Source organism: Apilactobacillus waqarii, assembly GCF_019061205.1.
Classification (GTDB): Bacteria; Bacillota; Bacilli; order Lactobacillales; family Lactobacillaceae; genus Apilactobacillus; species Apilactobacillus waqarii.
Window position 1 is genome coordinate 228,872 of the sequence record NZ_JAHQYH010000001.1, and the last position, 16,813, is coordinate 245,684.

15 protein-coding genes are annotated in these 16,813 nt (G+C 34.7%); 4 read left to right on the forward strand and 11 right to left on the reverse strand.

From position 1 onward, the window contains the following. Positions 1–44: 44 nt before the first annotated feature. The 5 genes from KTJ72_RS01125 to KTJ72_RS01145 all read right to left on the reverse strand — a co-directional run bounded on the left by KTJ72_RS01125 (position 45) and on the right by KTJ72_RS01145 (position 5,846). On the reverse strand, positions 45–740 hold the full coding sequence (locus KTJ72_RS01125; RefSeq protein WP_178391614.1) for a Bax inhibitor-1/YccA family protein: 696 nt from the start codon (positions 738–740) through the stop codon (positions 45–47). 71 nt (positions 741–811) lie between these two features. Further along, positions 812–2,143 (reverse strand): UDP-N-acetylmuramate--L-alanine ligase, encoded by a 1,332-nt coding sequence (murC, locus tag KTJ72_RS01130; RefSeq protein ID WP_034531212.1) that lies wholly within the window; start codon positions 2,141–2,143, stop codon positions 812–814. Positions 2,144–2,212: 69 nt separating this feature from the next. Further along, the gene (locus KTJ72_RS01135) at positions 2,213–4,792 is read right to left on the reverse strand and encodes a DNA translocase FtsK (RefSeq protein WP_217303926.1); all 2,580 of its coding nucleotides are present in this window, start codon (positions 4,790–4,792) and stop codon (positions 2,213–2,215) included. A 64-nt stretch (positions 4,793–4,856) separates the two neighbouring features. Beyond that, positions 4,857–5,501 (reverse strand): YtpR family tRNA-binding protein, encoded by a 645-nt coding sequence (gene ytpR / locus KTJ72_RS01140; RefSeq protein ID WP_041152222.1) that lies wholly within the window; start codon positions 5,499–5,501, stop codon positions 4,857–4,859. A 27-nt stretch (positions 5,502–5,528) separates the two neighbouring features. Then, the gene (locus KTJ72_RS01145; RefSeq protein ID WP_034531217.1) at positions 5,529–5,846 is read right to left on the reverse strand and encodes a thioredoxin family protein; all 318 of its coding nucleotides are present in this window, start codon (positions 5,844–5,846) and stop codon (positions 5,529–5,531) included. A 289-nt stretch (positions 5,847–6,135) separates the two neighbouring features. Here KTJ72_RS01145 and KTJ72_RS07145 point away from each other — a divergent pair, with 289 nt between their 5' ends. Next, complete coding sequence (locus KTJ72_RS07145) at positions 6,136–6,270, forward strand: hypothetical protein (RefSeq protein ID WP_257719911.1); 135 nt, start codon at positions 6,136–6,138, stop codon at positions 6,268–6,270. Here the strand turns inward: KTJ72_RS07145 and trmB are convergent, their stop codons facing one another. From trmB to KTJ72_RS01160, 3 genes are all read right to left on the reverse strand, one after another. Continuing rightward, on the reverse strand, positions 6,271–6,921 hold the full coding sequence (gene trmB / locus KTJ72_RS01150; protein ID WP_034531218.1) for a tRNA (guanosine(46)-N7)-methyltransferase TrmB: 651 nt from the start codon (positions 6,919–6,921) through the stop codon (positions 6,271–6,273). A 121-nt stretch (positions 6,922–7,042) separates the two neighbouring features. Then, on the reverse strand, positions 7,043–8,254 hold the full coding sequence (locus KTJ72_RS01155; RefSeq protein WP_248600891.1) for an ABC transporter permease: 1,212 nt from the start codon (positions 8,252–8,254) through the stop codon (positions 7,043–7,045). Then, positions 8,247–8,984 carry an ABC transporter ATP-binding protein gene (locus KTJ72_RS01160; RefSeq protein ID WP_057197748.1) on the reverse strand — a complete coding sequence of 246 codons (738 nt, stop codon included), beginning with the start codon at positions 8,982–8,984 and terminating at the stop codon, positions 8,247–8,249. Before KTJ72_RS01160 ends, KTJ72_RS01155 begins: the two co-directional genes overlap by 8 nt. A 113-nt stretch (positions 8,985–9,097) precedes the next feature. On the opposite strand from KTJ72_RS01160, the gene KTJ72_RS01165 reads away from it, so the two are divergent. The 3 genes from KTJ72_RS01165 (at position 9,098) to KTJ72_RS01175 (ending at position 10,829) form a co-directional block, all read left to right on the forward strand. Next, on the forward strand, positions 9,098–9,526 hold the full coding sequence (locus KTJ72_RS01165) for an HIT family protein (RefSeq protein ID WP_041152218.1): 429 nt from the start codon (positions 9,098–9,100) through the stop codon (positions 9,524–9,526). 2 nt (positions 9,527–9,528) lie between these two features. Next, entirely contained in the window at positions 9,529–9,840 is a 312-nt protein-coding gene (locus KTJ72_RS01170) for a hypothetical protein (RefSeq protein ID WP_057197744.1), read from the forward strand. Between the two features lie 104 nt (positions 9,841–9,944). Further along, complete coding sequence (locus tag KTJ72_RS01175) at positions 9,945–10,829, forward strand: peptidylprolyl isomerase (protein WP_041152216.1); 885 nt, start codon at positions 9,945–9,947, stop codon at positions 10,827–10,829. 40 nt (positions 10,830–10,869) lie between these two features. On the opposite strand, the gene KTJ72_RS01180 is transcribed toward KTJ72_RS01175, so the two are convergent. The 3 genes from KTJ72_RS01180 to KTJ72_RS01190 form a co-directional block, all read right to left on the reverse strand. Further along, positions 10,870–13,362, reverse strand: coding sequence for an ATP-binding protein (locus KTJ72_RS01180; protein WP_217303928.1), 2,493 nt, complete (start codon positions 13,360–13,362; stop codon positions 10,870–10,872). Further along, on the reverse strand, positions 13,352–14,539 hold the full coding sequence (locus KTJ72_RS01185) for a metallophosphoesterase family protein (protein ID WP_217303929.1): 1,188 nt from the start codon (positions 14,537–14,539) through the stop codon (positions 13,352–13,354). Before KTJ72_RS01185 ends, KTJ72_RS01180 begins: the two co-directional genes overlap by 11 nt. 75 nt (positions 14,540–14,614) lie before the next feature. Further along, positions 14,615–16,708, reverse strand: a complete 2,094-nt coding sequence (locus tag KTJ72_RS01190; protein ID WP_057197737.1) for a transglycosylase domain-containing protein — start codon at positions 16,706–16,708, stop codon at positions 14,615–14,617. Positions 16,709–16,813: the final 105 nt, after the last annotated feature.

Consider the following 16,813-nt stretch of genomic DNA (forward strand, 5'->3'; position numbering starts at 1 on the left):
AAAAAATAAAAAAGATGGTGTTGTATAAACACCATCTTTTTTTATTATCTGTTATTGTCACCAATTCCAAAAATACTTAGTAAGTTTAAGAATAGGTTAATGAAATCTAGGTATAAAACCATTGCTCCACTAATTGCTAGTCCATTTTCTGATACTTCAGAACCATATTCGTTGAATGATTCTTTAATCTTTTGACTGTCATAAGCAGTAAATGCTGTAAAGATAATAACAGCAATAAATGAAATGAATAGGTCAAATAATGGATTGTGTAAGAAGATATTAATGACACTTACAACAAGCAATGCAATAAAGGCAGCCATTGCTTGAGTTCCAATCTTATCTAAGCTCTTCTTAGTAGTAACACCAATGATTGCCATAATGGCGAAATCAATGGTAGTAGTGAAGAATGCTTCAGCAATTGCAGTTGGACTGTAAAACATAAATACATATGAGAATAATCCACCTGTTAATGCTGAGAAGACCACTAACAAAATAAATCCAGCGAATGCATTACGCATAGCAACTGATTGAGTAGCAAAAGCTAACACAAACCATAGAATGAAGCCTACGATAGTTGCTCCATAGCTAAAACTAGCGTGATACATTCCACCCATTAAATAAGCAACAATTCCAGAAATTAATACTGAAAGAGTCATCCATCCATATGTTTTAGTTAAAAATCTGTTCATCCCGAAAGCGTCATTTACTAAACGACGTCCAGCTTGATCATAGTTATTCATAAAATCCATAAACCTCCTTGTTTACGATGTGTTAGAAGTATTCTACCAGAATCGTAAGAAACTACAAGTGTTTAATTCATGTTATTTGTTACATCATTCAACAAGTTTTCGTAGATTCTTTCGTACTTTTGAATATCTCCTGCACCCATGAATACGACAACAGCATCATGATATTCAAGTAATGGTGACATGTTTTCGGCTTCGATTAATCCACCATTCTTAGTAATCTTGTTTGCTAAGTCAGCACTTGAAATCTTACCAGATTTTTCACGTGGCGAACTGTAAATCTTAGTGATGTAAACGTCATCTGCCTTGTTTAGACTCTTAGCGAAATCATCTAAATAAGCGATTGTACGACTGAATGTGTGTGGTTGGAATACCGCAATAATCTTCTTGTTTGGATATTCTTGTCTTGCAGCATCAATGGTTGCGTCAATTTCTGAAGGATGATGAGCATAGTCATCAATAATAGTCATGTCAGCAACTTTTCTTTGTGCAAAACGTCTCTTAACACCCTTGAAAGTTTCTAATTCACGTTGAACTTCATCTAGGTTATCGTGTTCGAAGTATGAAACAGCGATAACTGCTAGTGCGTTCAATACGTTATGTTCACCGTATAAGTGAATTTGGAAATGACCTAGTTTCTTACCCTTGTATTCAACATCAAATTCTGAACCTGAAGTGCTCTTAACAACGTTAACAGCTCTAAAATCATCATCTTCTCTAGTACCGTAGTAATAGATTGGCACATCGGCTTTAATGTCTCTTAGGTTTTCATCGTCACCCCAAGCAAAGATACCTTTCTTTGTTTGGTTAGCGAATGTTTGGAATGCACTCTTAACATCTTCGATTCCTGTGTAGTAATCAGGGTGATCAAAGTCAATGTTAGTCATGATTGCATAATCTGGACTAGTTGCTAAGAAGTGACGACGGTATTCATCAGCTTCGTATGCAAAGAATCTAGCATTTGGAACACCTTTACCCGTACCATCACCGATAAGGTAATCAGTAGGTGCAATTCCTGATAATACGTGAGCTAATAGACCGGTAGTACTTGTCTTACCATGGGCACCACAAACACCAATACTAGTGTGTCCTTTAATCATTTCACCTAGAAACTCATGGTATCTAAATACTGGTAGTCCCATTTCTCTTGCTTTTTTGATTTCAGGTTGATCATCTGTAAATGAGTTACCTGCAATTACAGTTAAACCTTCTTTAATGTTATCTACGTTAAAAGGAAGTACTTTAATTCCTGCTTGTTCTAGACCAACTTGAGTAAATGTGTATTTATCAATGTCTGAACCTTGTACTTCGTATCCTCTATCTTTAAGGATTCTTGCCATTGCCGACATTCCTGTACCTTTAACACCGACAAAGTGATATATTTTCTTTGCATCCATAATTAAATGCTCCTTTTATCTCTCATTAATCTTATAATATCAGATTTGAGCTGATATGGCGCCCCTTTTTTAAATATTTAACTTTTTGTAATCACTTTCTGTTAAATATACATCTCTCGGTTTAGAACCATGTTGACCTGATACATAATTATGCTTCTCTAACTCATCAATCAAACTGGCAGCTCGATTGTATCCAATTGAGAAGACTCTTTGTAGTTTTGATGTCGATACTGTTTCTTCATTGGAAATATATTCCAAAACATCTGGCATCAATTCGTCTTGTTGTTCGACTTGGTTTACGCTCTTCAACAATGAATCAGGTTGGAAAGCATACTTAGGTTCACCTTGTTTTCTAACTTCATCGGTTACTCGTTCGATTTCATCGTTAGTAACAAATGTACCTTGTAAACGAGCAGATTGACTTGCCCCATTTCCTAAGTACAACATATCACCTTTTCCAAGTAATCTTTCGGCACCAGCAGTATCGATAATCGTTCTCGAATCAACTTGACTGGATACCATAAAGGCAACACGAGTTGGAATATTATTCTTGATTGTACCAGTAATAATATCAACACTAGGTCTTTGAGTGGCAACAATCAAATGAATACCTGCCGCTCTGGCCTTTTGTGTAATTCTTACGATGTAGTCTTGCACTTCGTTAGAAGCGACCATCATCAAGTCGGCCAACTCATCGATTACAATCAAAATGTAAGGCATCTTCTTGGTATATTCACCAGCTTGTTCAGCCATTTGATTGAATTGTTCGATGTTTCTTGCCCCTGCTGCAGCAAGTTTTTCATATCTTTCATCCATTTCCTTAACAGACCATTTCAAAGCTGCAGAGGCTTGTTTTGGATCTGATATAACTGGTGAAAGCAAGTGTGGCAATTTATCATAAGGAGCCATTTCCACGGCCTTTGGATCAATTAAAATCATCTTTAATTGTGCAGGAGTTGCCTTGTATAGTAGTGAAATTAATAAACTATTTAAGAACACACTCTTCCCTGAACCAGTTGCCCCGGCAATTAGACCATGAGGCATCTTACTCAAGTCTGTCATTTGAGGTTTACCTGTTAGGTCGACCCCTAAAGCAACAGTAAGTGGTTTGTCTGTCTTTTCAAACTGTGGTGTATCCAATACTTCGGATAATCTAACTGGTCTTGGCTTTGGATTTGGAATTTCAATACCTACAGTTGTCTTTCCAGGAATTGGTGCTTCGATTCTGATGTCCTTAGCAGCTAATGCTAGTTTCAAGTCATCCGTTAGGTTAGTAATCTTACTTACTTTAACCCCAAGTTGAAGCTTAATTTGGAATTGTGTAACTGTTGGTCCATTGGTCCAATCAACAACGTTTGCATCCACATTAAAAGCACGGAGTGTTTCATCCAAGATTTCAGCTTGATTTTCAATCCAATCATCCATTGAATCATCTTCAAATTCATCTGATGGTTCCAATAAATTCATAGATGGGAATTGGTAACCCTTATCATCGTAATCAGCAGAAACACTTTCATCATGATGATATTCTTCCTCAGAAGTGTCATCTTCTTCTGACTCGTTAGATTGCGCTACTGGACGATCATTAAAGATGGATAAGTCTTTTTGCACGTTTTGCTCTTGGTTCAAGATTGATGCTAAAGAATGTCCTAATCCATGATTTTCGATATTTCTCTTTTGTTCTTGTGGTTCTTCAACATGTTCATTATCATCATTACCACTTGTTTCAGTTGTCGTTTCATCAATTTCGGCACGTTCTTCTTCGTTGCTTGAAGCATCATAATCAGATGAAACATATTGAGTAGTATCTCCATCAACCGATGAATTATTTACATCATCATGTGAAGAGACGATGTCGTCACTATCCAAATTAGCGTAACTATCACTAATAGTTTCATCATCGTAATAATCATGAGTTTGAGTATCATCTTCAGCATCGTTTTCTGATTCTGACTCTAGGTTATCAGGGTGACCGTAAACATCATGATTTACCATCCCCATGAACTTATCAAACGAAGAGTGATTGGATGAACTGCTTTGTTCAGCACTTTGTGGAACTTCGTTACTTGAAGTTTCAGCTCCATCAGCAACAGTGTTGCTTACAGAAACGGATTCACTGTCAGCCACAACTGCTTCTTGAGCTTCCGCTTCACTTTCAGCAGCCTTACTTCTATCAATGTATGGTGTTGAGTATGGTTCTGCTTCTATGTCATTAAATTGTTCGATTGATTGTTTATCAACTGCATCAGCTTGACTAGTTGCGATTGATTCGTCTTCAGAAGTGTTAATTTCTTCTCGATCTAAATCAATAGCTCCAGTATCATCACTTGTCATTCCAATTAATTCTTCATTGTGACGATCAAGTTGATTCATGATTTTTCTGAATTTGCTAGAAGTTTCATTTTGGTAGAATTGAACTTTTGAGCCACTAGTTGAATTATGACTAGGTTTAAAGGCTGCTGCTCTTTTAGCAATTGGATTATCTCTGTTAAGTAGAAGATAATCTTCAGAATCATCATTTTGTCTTACAGTTGCATCTCTATTAGTTCGGGATTCACTTTTATTAGACTTATTATTATGTTTTAATTCATTGTTTTTACCTAAAACGTTATATTTACGGTAAAAAGCAGGTCCGTCATAGTGTTCCATTCAAGCGTCATCCTTAATCTAAAAATTTATGTATAGCGGGGATTTTAAATCCCCTATCACTTACTTATTTTGAAAATAATGTGTCAGCTTTATCAAAGTCAAAAGCTTCTCCAACTTCTTGGTAATCGTTAGGTAAAATCAAAGCACCTGGTCTTTGTGGTGCATTTGGAATTAATAGTTCACGACCTGAACAAATCATCCCGTTACTTTCTTCACCCTTCAATTCACCAGGCCAAATAATTAGACCATCAGGCATCATTGCACCAACTTTAGCTACAACAACCTTAATGTCTTCTTGCATGTTTGGAGAACCACTAACGATTTGTAGTGTCTTACCATCATTAATTTCAGTTTCAGTAATCTTTAGGTGGTCAGACTTAGGATGTTCTTTAACAGATTTTACATATCCCACAACAAACTTTGGATCAGTATCCATTTCAATAGTGTCCTTAATTCCATTATCTGATAATGATTTATTTAAGGCGTCTAAATCTTCTTGAGTTAAGGTAACTTCACCGTTTATGTCTTCTAGACGTGGTAGTACTTCAGAAGCGTTAGTAAAGTTAAAACCAGTAACGTGGTCATTTTCTGAATCGGAAATTCTGACAACATTACCAATTTGTTCTACCTTTTGTTCTTTAGCGTCTTCATCCAAGATGACAACTAAAATGTCACCAGTTTGTTTTGGGTTATAACTTGCAATTAACATTAAATCTTACCTTCCACATATTAATTATTATAGAGAATCGATAAATTCTTCTACTTGTTTCTTTGTTTTTCTGTCTTTGTTTACGTAACGGCCAATTTCTTCACCGTTTTCGAATGCAACAAAGCTTGGAATACCAAAGATTGCTAAGTCAGCAGCTAAATCAATGTTTTGGTCACGATCAACTGCGATAAATTTGTAATCTGGGTATTCTGCTTCAATTTCTGGCATTGCTGGCTTGATAAATGAGCAATCTGGGCACCAGTCAGCTGAGAAGAATAGCATGTACTTGCCATCGCTAACAGTCTTCTTTAATTCATCTAAGTTCATTGTTGGTAATTGTTCCATGGTTTATTCACTCCAATTATTTTTTCTTTATTATAACTTATTTCTTGCTATTTTCGATGCAGTTTGATTATAAATTTGAATGTAATATAATGTATCCTATACAAAAAGGATGTGATATATCATTAAGTCTAAAGATGCAATCGTTTCAACCCTTGCCATTGGAGTTATCGGCACTAGTGTTTTATTTGCTAAAAAGATTAAGCAAGAAAAACATATTAAAAAAATTAACCTACAAATAACTCATGCAAAAAATACTTTAAACAAAAGCAAAGTTTACGGTAGCTGGGTTATGAAAAAGAATAACAATAAAGATTACGTTGGTGCTATCAACGTTTTAGAAAACGATGAAATAATTGAACGATACTTTGAAATTAATTCTAACTATCAATTCAAATGGATTAACGAACTTCAAGAAGACTATTAATTAGTCTTCTTTTTTGTTGAAGTAAGCAACAATCTTGTAGATTGGACCTTTGCTACTAAACTTGTGTTCATATTCAGTTTCAACATTATCTTCCATGTATTCACTATTGTGTAAATCAAGTGATAATAAGTCGAAGTACATTCCGTAATTATTGAAAGTAATTACAGAGTATTCAAATAAGCCACGGTTATCAGTCTTGAAAACGACAGGAGCGTCTTCCTTTAGAATTGTCTTGTAACTATCCAAGAATGTTGGTGAAGTAAGTCTTCTTTTAGCATGACGCTTCTTTGGCCATGGATCTGAGAAGTTTAAATAAACTGTATCAATTTCATGTTTACCAAAGAATGTATCTACACCTGCACCATCGGTATGAACCAATTGTAGGTTTGGTAAATCAGCTTCAACAACCTTCTTCAAGGCAATTGCGATAACTGTCTTTTGGATTTCGATACCTAAGAAGTTAACTTCAGGATGCTTTTTGGCCATTTCAACGATGAATTGACCCTTTCCTGTTCCAATTTCAATATGAATTGGTTGTTCTTTTTCAAAACGTTGTGACCATTTGCCAATCCAGTTTTCAGGATCAGTCACAATATATTTTTGGTTATCTTTGATATAACCGTCTGCCCATGGCTTATTTCTAACTCTCACGAATTATCCTCCTCATAAAAAATAGCCAAAACCAAGGTTTTGACTAATTAAATCTGCCAAATGTTCTATTTTTATTCTGTTAACTATTTTACTGGCTTTTTAATAGCTACGTCAAGCAACATCAGTAATTTGAACTGGCTTTTTTTATTTTCTTCGGTACATATATTTTAATCAATAAAATCCACTCAATAACTAACGCCAAGAATAACATTAATGACCCTAATAAATTAAACATGAAGATTGAACCAATCATCAATACGATAATAACTAAAATCATTATCTTGCCAATCACGTTGGTAAACGACTTTACTTGTAGATCAAAGTTAATTGGATACAAGGATGTAAAGACATTATCCTCGAAGTTAGTAAAGTATGGAATCAGTTGAAACACAATCAAATACATAAATAGCATTGCAATTAAAATTGCCATCCAGTCTAGTTTAATTGCTCCAATGATGATTGCGCCAAGAATAGAAACTCGTGTCAATAAACCACTAATTTCCTTATCTCTAACTATTCCTCTTGAATATAGGACTGAATAAACGTCATTATTGAATATTTTAAACATTGAATCAAGATAGCTGCGTCTCTTAACCGCTCCTTGCATGTTTTCAACATCGGTAAACATGTTAAAGAATCGATTAAGGCTATTTTCATGACTTTCCGTCTTTTCAATCACCACTTGCCAATTAATGCTTTGTTGTTTGAGTTTAGCAACTAATAAATGAGACAAAATCAACACCACAATGCCAATTATCACACCCACATAAACATTAAAATAAGTAGCTAAAGCAACAACCACCAATGGAATAATCACACGGTAGAATATTTTATTATTCAAAAAATTGCCGTTGTGATGGTAGTTATCAGTCATTTGAAAGTTTAAAAGCATCATCTTTAAAACGACCAAGATTACTAAAAACATCAAAGTCAAAGCAATGTTAATAGTCACCATTGTCTTTTCAATAAATGGAATCATGATAAACCATGCCACAATTTGGACAATGACTGCTATGGACTTCGAGTATCTTAAGCCACTGCGTAGAAAGGCAAAGAATTCTTTTTCCTTTGGTAACCAGAACACGAAGTCGGCTCTTTTTACAAAAGTAACCAAATTATTTAATTGAATAACAACTAATAAAAGAACCACTAAGACTAGTTTTTCCCACCATTGTCCGGCTTGAAGATGTTTAATAAACATCGCGTATTGATATCCAATCCCACCAATGATAAACATTAACGCAATCACAAAGAAATCATTAAATACATATCTTAAATACTTGGACATTTGCGTGAAATGGGCTTGCAAACGCTGATTAAAAAGACTATTCATTAGCTTCTTCCTTTGCAAGTTTCAAGTAAATATCATTTAAGGAACTATCTTTGCTACCAAATTCGTCTTGTAGTTTTTCAATATTTCCTTCTGTTCTGATTTGCCCATTGTGAATCAAAACAAAACGATCACAAAATCTTTCAGCTGTATCTAGTACATGGGTAGACATTAAAATGCTGCTACCCTTTTTCTTTTGTTCTTCAATTAGGTTAAGCAAGTCATTTACTGCGACCGGGTCCAAACCTAAGAATGGTTCATCAATAACAAATAATTTGGCATTTGTGATAAACGCACAAAGAATCATCACCTTTTGACGCATTCCCTTTGAGAAATTGATTGGGAACCATTCAAGTTTATTTTCTAGTCGAAACATCTTTAGCATCTTATTAGCATCTTTCCATGCAGCTTGTTCGTCTAGGTCATAAGCCTTAATGGTAGTTTCAATATGTTCTTTTAAGGTTAGTTCTTTATATAAAACCGGAAATTCCGGGATATATGCAATTTGTTTCTTATATTCTTCGATATCATCTTGCATTGCGATTCCATTAATCTTAATTGATCCAGAAAATGGTCTTAACAATCCAATGACATGATTAATTGTGGTTGACTTCCCTGCACCATTTAAACCGATTAATCCGACTAATTCGCCGTCTTTTACGTCAAATGATACATCTTTTAGTACTGGAATTCGTGAGTATCCACCCACTAAATTATCCACTTTTAATGACACGGAATATCACCCCTATGAAATTTATTAACGTCAATTATATCACAAGTTCCTTTAAGCTTAATTTATGTTAATATGTATATAATCACAGTAATATCAAAGAAAGGAAGAATAATATGAGTGATTGTGTATTCTGCAAAATAATTGATGGTGAAATTCCTAGCTACACTATTTACGAAGATGAATATGTGAAAGCATTCTTGGACATTTCACAAGCTACACCTGGTCACACTTTAGTTGTGCCAAAAAAACATGTTGCTAATATCTACGAATATGATGAAAAGCTTGCTGAAAAAGTATTTTCAAGAATTCCTAAGATTGCTAGAGCGATTCAAAAATCAGCTCCAGACATTTTAGGAATGAACATCGTAAATAACAATGGTGAATTGGCATATCAATCTGTGTTCCATTCACATTTCCACCTTATTCCTAGATATAGTGAAAACGATGGCTTCTCTATGAGCTTTCAAGACAACTCAGATAAGTACAATGAAGAAGCTTTTGAACAAATTAAAGCAAATATTATTAGTTCATTGGAGGAATAAGCATGATTAAATCAATGCTAAAGCTACTAGGATTATCTGCAGCTGGTTTGGCCGCTTATCTAGTTGTTACTAAACGCGATCCAAAAGAATTTGCCAACAGTGTTTATTCATCTACTAAGGATAAAATCAATGGCGTTTCAAACGTTTTAGATCAAAAAAATAAGCTAACTGCTAACATCTCAAAGTTACAGGATGAAGTTAGTAAGTCAAAGCCTACTATTGCAGCTATGCAAAGAGATATTGATGAATATCAATTCAAAATCAATCCGCACGTAGATTTAATTAACCAAAGAATTAATAATATCACCAAATAAATTTAAAAATTTCTTAAGTTTTTTTGTGATAAAATTTACTATGTGTTAACGTAAAACTATCAGTTAATGATAGATAAAATAAAGAAATGGATGTGTATTACATTATGAATAAAAAAGTTCTAGTTGGACTTGCCGGTGCATTACTAAGTGTTTCATTAGTTGCCTGTGGTGATAAGACTGTTGCCGTTACTAACGGTGGTAAGATTACCCAAAGCGAATACTACAGCAGCATGAAGAACACTTCAAACGGTAAACAAGTTCTACAACAAATGATTTTAGACAAGGTATTGAACAAAGAATATGGTAGCAAAGTTTCTTCATCAGAAGTAAACGCTCAATACAACCAATACAAGAGTCAATACGGTTCAGAATTTGAAACTTTACTTGAACAACAAGGTTTAACTACTACTAGTTTCAAGAACCAACTAAAATCTAACCTACTTCTAAAGGCAGCCGTTAGAGCTAACATTTCATACTCAACTGCTGACCTAAAGAAACAATTCAAGAGCTACCAACCAAAGGTTACTGTTAACGAAATTTTAGTATCTGACAAGAAGACTGCTGAAAAAGTTATTTCAGAACTTAAGGATGGTAAGAAGTTCTCAGATCTTGCTAAGAAGTACTCAAAAGACACTTCAAACAAAAACAAGTCAGGTCGTGTAACTCCATTTGATAACACTGACTCAAGCATCGATTCAGCATTTAGAAAAGCTGCTTACAAGCTATCAAACGGTGAATACACTAAGACACCTGTTAAGACTCAATACGGATACCAAATCATCCAAATGGTTAACCACCCTAAGAAGGGATCATACAGTGACCACATCAATGATTTAAAGGATCAAATTGCTACTTCTAAGTTAAGCGACAGCACTACTCTAAAGAGCGTTGTAACTAAGGTTCTTAAGAATGGTGGAGTTGAAATTAAGGATAAGGACTTACAAAACATCCTATCATCATACTTAACTAGCTCATCAAGCAGTAAATAATAGTTAAATAAAAAAGACTCCGGAATTTCCGGAGTCTTTTTTAGTATTCATTTAAATTTAGTACTGCCTTGTCATCTACTAGTTTTAAGATATCAGAATCACAAGTAACATAAATTACCTGCATTGATTCGCTGATATTATCTAATAGCTTAATTGCATTACCTGTTCGTTGTTGATCGAACTCAGTTAGTCCATCATCAATGATTAATGGCAAACGATAGTCTCTACCGAATACCACAGAAAGTGACAGAATCAACGCAAGATATAGTTGTTCAATTGTCCCTCTGGATAGTTCTCCAGCATCAAATTGAACCTTATCATCCCTAGTCACCTTTAACTTACTCTTGTAGTAAGTAATTCCCGTGTATCTATTATCGGTCAGAATTGCAAAGAATTCCTTTGCCTTGGATTCGAATAACGGAATTCTATCAGCAGTCGCAATGTTCAATGATTCATCAATCCAGGAATTAGCCAATTTCATGCTCATCCATTGATCAACCATTTCATTAATTTCTGCTTCTAAATTACTTTGTTTTTGCACTAGTTCATTGTAGGTTCCATCAGCAATCACATGTTTCAACTGAATGTTTAAGCTTTCTAATTGTTGGGATGCATCTAGTAATGATTGTTTTTCAGTAGTCATTTCTGCATCCGCTGCATTCAATTGATTCTCCAATTCAGTTACGTCATTAAAAGTATCTAAAGCCTTTATATCATCATCGGTAATTTGATCCTTAACATTTTGTAACTGGGCTGCTTTAATTGAATGATTTCTTTGTTGTTCCACAATCTCTTTAAATTCATCACCGTTATCAACTTTTCTAGTATTTAAGAATTCAGAGTAGTCCTTCTTATACTGGATTTGTTTATCGATTAATGATGATTTTTGTTGGAGATAGTTTTGCAATTGATTATTGTTTCGTAAATTAATCGCATTTTCTTCATTCATCTTATTTAGATAAGTACGAATTTGTGAAAGCTGATTATCAAATGAATCATTAATGTTAAGGCCACTATATACTCGTTGCCATTCAGCAAAGTATGCTTTTAGACCCTCATTTAGTTGATTCATTTCTTCTTCATACTTATCCTTTTGATTATTATCTTGAGTCTTACGAACTAAGTACTTTTGTTCTGATAACCAATCATCAACGTTTTCAGCATTAAAGGAATACTTATTACCATAATCTACTAATTGACTATTTAATGCGTCAAGTTTTTGATTAGAATGACTATCTTCATTTTTCTTAAACTTAACGGATCCGGTATAAATACCACTCAAGAGTAGCACAATAATCCCAACGAGTTTTAATGCTCCCGGTAGTACAGTAAGCATTGCGATTCCAATAACTACACCAATTAAACCAATGATAGAAAAACTATTAGATGGCTTTTGCTTTCTTGTTTGAATTTCAGCAAGTTGTTGTTTAATGCTTTCAATTTCAACGATATCATCCCTGCTAGCAACAACCTGTTGACTATCTTGGCGATCAATCTCGTTAATCATTGATTGGTTAACGCTTAACTGATTGATTTGTTCATTCACCTTGGAGAATGATTGAACCAGTTTATCAATTTCAGTCTTGTAATCATTGAACTTCTTCAAATCATCATCGTTGTTCATTGAGGCATTTAATTGGTTAATGGATTTTTCGATACTATCGATTTGTTGATTGATTAAAAATAGGTGATTGGTTAATTCATTAAATTTTTTAACATCGTCATCAGCAAATCCATCTTTGAATTCAAATTTATCTTGTTTTAAAGATGAAAGTTGTTGATAGACTGGCCAAACCTGTTTGAAATGATTTAACTGAGTTAGTTTCTTTTCTAACTCACTAACCTTTTGCTTAGATTGATTCATGGATGCTTCTAAAGAATTATTTTGACTAATTAATTGGTTGTAGTCATTTAAACTATTCTTGCTTTCAGCAATCTTGTCCAATAAATCATCGTATTCTTTAAGCTTTTGATTCAAAGGTGGCTTACGACCTGTTGGCGCGTATAAGTCCTTTGCTTCTTTATCAAACTTATCTCTTAGCTCTAACCATTGGTCACTTCCAACAAACCCAACCTTTTGAATGCGACTAACTAATTCATTTTTACTCAACTTAGAAATTTGTTTAATATCTAAATCACCAAAATAAAATAGTTGTTCGAAGGTATCTCGATCAATGGGACCTAAAATCTTTTCTAAAATTTCATTTGAGGTTTGCATATCATTATCAATATCGTAAACTGATAATTCTCCACCATGAGTTCCGGCAATTCTAGTTAGAATAAAGTGACGATTGTCATCGGTGGTGATTGTTAGTTTACCACCATATGATTTAGTGTCTCGTGGAATATATTGTTCATATGCACTTCCACGTCCATCGACATAACCAAACAAAATTCCTTCAATCAGGCTAAGCAAAGTTGTTTTCCCTGCTTCATTGTTACCAAATATGATTTGTAGGTTGTCATCATTAAAATCAAAGGATACGTCGTGCCATTTTCCATAACCTAGCACTTCTAACTTATTAATCTTCATACGTATCCTCCTTTCCACCTAGCAGTTTCATTTTTGTTTGTTCCATCAAATCTTCTTTGGATTCATCCAAATGTTGAGCAATAAAATCATACTTACGTAATGATTTAGAAACGGAACTGATTTCATCTTCAGAGAACACCTTTTCCTGTGCCTCATCCCAAATGTCTTGGTCAATTGATGACATCTTTTGATCATCGCTCAATCTGACGTTAATTTCATAAATCCATGCATTTAATTGTTCATAGTCCTTACTCAACGCATTGGTAACTCGATATTCTAAGTCCTGTCTTTGACCATCAGAAATTGGGTTATTCAAGATGAGGTTCAAACTAATTAATTGCATATTTTCATACTTATGACCCATTAAAACTTGTAGGATATGATTTTTGGCACTTTCAACGTCAACAAAATCCATGCTTAAATCAAGTGTTAACCAATCGATTAATGATGTGGCGTGGAATTGTGCTTCCAACTTTCCACTTTCATCATCAACTAATAGGTATCCCTTATCGCCTGGTTCGTTTTTATGTCTTCCCTGAATGTTACCAGAATAAAATACCAGTGGGTTTTCATTTAGTTGTTGGCGTTTGTGAATATGACCTAATGCCCAATAGTCATATTTCTTGCTTATAAGGTCTTCTAACGAGAATGGAGCATAATGATCCCCTGTTTGTTCCAAACCACCGTGTAGCATCCCTATTTGCACGTCTACATCATTTTTCACTGGATATTCGTCAATTTTCTTGTCTGTAATCCATTTATTGGCATAACTAAAACCGGTAATGGCTATTTTTTTACCATCTAAAGTAAATGTTTTGGTTTCAACTTCGTTACCAAAGACATGAACGTTGTCAGGGAATGATACTGATTCTTTTTGCATATCAAAATAATCATGATTTCCATAAATCATGTATACGTCAATATTGTGTTCATTTAGCTTTTGCATTTGCGACTGAAAGAAATCATAAGTCTTAGGGGTTTGATTGTCTCGATCAAACAAGTCACCGGCCAACAATACGAAATCAACATCGTATTCAATGGCATCATTTACAATTCTTTCAAATGATTTAAAGGTAGAATCATATATTTGTTTCCATAATCCATTTGGAGTTTCATCATTCTTCAAACCCTTAAACGGACTCTCCAAATGTAAATCAGCGGCATGAATAAATTTCAATTTAACTACTCCTTTAACTAAAAACGTCGTATCACTTAATAACAATGATACGACGTTTTATATTAATTGGTCAATTTAGTCTCCAACAAATTTCTTGGCATCATTCCACCAATTACTTGCGTTCTTCTTTAAATTGTCCCAACCTTTTCCAAGACTCTTTGATACTTGGTTGGCACCGTCAGAAACACTATCCCAGAAACTAGAATCAGAAGAGCTGTTAGCCTTCTTTTCTTGTGAATCCATATAAGCGGCATCTTTAACACTAAAGTTATTGTTACCAGTAGTTGGTAAAATTTGTTGCAACTCGGTCTTAAACAATGGTCCTACCCCAGTTCCACTTAGGTTTTCCAAGTGATGCCCGGCGTTGGTATTATCAAAACCTTCCCAGGTAGCAACAACCACTTTTGGTGTGTATCCAATAATCCATTTATCTCTTGTAGCATCTGAGTCACCGGTGTTATCGGCTTCAGTACTACCAGTTTTTCCGGCAATTGAGTATCCACTTGGTTTAGCGGATGCCCCAGTACCGTTATCGAAGACACCTAGCATCATACTAGTCATCTTATTAGCGACATCTTTTGACATTACCTTCTTAGAAGTTACTGATTCATTATTAACAATTACATTTCCTGAAGAATCAACAATCTTTCTAATGTAATGAGGTGTAGTCATGTTACCTTCATTTGCAAACGCGGTATAAGCTCCTGCCATTTGTTGTGGTGATACACCCGTAGATAGACCACCTAAGGCTAATGCAAGGTTCTTGTCCTTCTTTTGAACAGGTAGACCAAATGACTTAACCGATTCATAACCCTTGTCGACACCAATCTTATGAAGCAACCATACAGCTGGTGCATTCATACTTTGCGCTAACGCGGTGTACATAGGAACAGTTCCTGTATATACGTTGTTGTAGTTTTCTGGTGTGTACTTGTTAGAACCATATGATGTCTTCTTATTTTGAAGCATGTCATTGTAGTTATAACCGTTTTCCAAAGCCGGTGTGTAAACAGCTAGTGGTTTAATGGTTGAACCTGGTTGACGTTTAATTTGAGTCGCACGGTTGTACCCACGGAATACGTGTTGACCACGTCCACCAACCACAGCAGTAACTCCACCGGTACTTGGATTCAACGCAATGGAAGCCGCTTGGACCTTAGTACCATCAGAAGCGTTGCTTGGGAAGTTACTATCGTTATCAAAATCATCTTGCATACTGTTTTGTTGATCTTGATTTAGCGTTGTATAAATCTTGTATCCTCTGTTCATGATGTCTGATTCGGACAATCCATACTTATTAATCGCTTCGTCAATCACAGCATCGAAGTAGTATGGGTACTTATAACCATCCTTGTATTGGTAGGTATTCTTTACTTGGATTGGTGTCTTCTTTAGCTTGTTTGCTTCTGATTGACTAATCTTATTGTTATCAGCCATCAATTGTAAAACAACGTTTCTTCTATCCAATGCTAACTTGGGGTGATCAACAGGATTGTATGCACTTGGATTAGTTAGCATTCCTGCAATCACAGCAGCATCTTGGACGGGTAAATCCTTAGCATCCATTCCAAAATAACGTCTTGATGCATCTTCAACACCATAGACACCATTTCCGAAGTATGAGTTATTCATGTACATAGTTAAAATTTGATTCTTGCTGTATACATTTTCAACTTGAATGGATAAGAATAGTTCTTTTAACTTTCTGCTGAAAGTTTGTTGTTGGGTTAAGTATGCATTCTTTACCAATTGTTGAGTAAGAGTACTTCCACCACCACTAATGTAGTCACGACGCATAATCTTGTTCTTGACCATTAATAGCATCGCACGGCCAAATCCCTTAACAGAAAAACCGTGTTCATTGTAGAAGTTTCTATCTTCAGTTGATAGGATTGCGTTTGGAATATTCGGTGAAATATCCTTAAATCCAACGTATGTTCCTTTTTGTGAATAGATTTTACCGGCTTTTTTATTATTACCATCGTAAATTACGGTAGATTGTTCCAAAGATGATTGCAGGTCTTGAACATGCGTGGTCTTTGCAACAAATGTGCAATAAGCACTCATTACAAAAAATAGTAATAAAAACATGACGATAATCCAACGAGTTAGTTGGTATCGGTGCCAAATCTTTTTAAAAGCACTTTTTGGTTTTTTATCATTTTTCATCTAGTATGATTACTCCTTCACTGATGATGATATTAATACTATTTTAACCCAAATCAACTCTAATTGGTAAAATAAAAAACAGATTTAACTAATTGTTAAACCTGT

Coding starts and splice junctions, on each gene's coding strand:
- KTJ72_RS01125 (WP_178391614.1), bottom strand. CDS start 740: ATGAATAACTATGATCAAGCTGGACGTCGTTTAGTAAATGACGCTTTC.
- murC (WP_034531212.1), bottom strand. CDS start 2,143: ATGGATGCAAAGAAAATATATCACTTTGTCGGTGTTAAAGGTACAGGA.
- KTJ72_RS01135 (WP_217303926.1), bottom strand. CDS start 4,792: ATGGAACACTATGACGGACCTGCTTTTTACCGTAAATATAACGTTTTA.
- ytpR (WP_041152222.1), bottom strand. CDS start 5,501: ATGTTAATTGCAAGTTATAACCCAAAACAAACTGGTGACATTTTAGTT.
- KTJ72_RS01145 (WP_034531217.1), bottom strand. CDS start 5,846: ATGGAACAATTACCAACAATGAACTTAGATGAATTAAAGAAGACTGTT.
- KTJ72_RS07145 (WP_257719911.1), top strand. CDS start 6,136: ATGAAAAAGAATAACAATAAAGATTACGTTGGTGCTATCAACGTTTTA.
- KTJ72_RS01155 (WP_248600891.1), bottom strand. CDS start 8,254: ATGAATAGTCTTTTTAATCAGCGTTTGCAAGCCCATTTCACGCAAATG.
- KTJ72_RS01165 (WP_041152218.1), top strand. CDS start 9,098: ATGAGTGATTGTGTATTCTGCAAAATAATTGATGGTGAAATTCCTAGC.
- KTJ72_RS01170 (WP_057197744.1), top strand. CDS start 9,529: ATGATTAAATCAATGCTAAAGCTACTAGGATTATCTGCAGCTGGTTTG.
- KTJ72_RS01175 (WP_041152216.1), top strand. CDS start 9,945: ATGAATAAAAAAGTTCTAGTTGGACTTGCCGGTGCATTACTAAGTGTT.
- KTJ72_RS01180 (WP_217303928.1), bottom strand. CDS start 13,362: ATGAAGATTAATAAGTTAGAAGTGCTAGGTTATGGAAAATGGCACGAC.
- KTJ72_RS01190 (WP_057197737.1), bottom strand. CDS start 16,708: ATGAAAAATGATAAAAAACCAAAAAGTGCTTTTAAAAAGATTTGGCAC.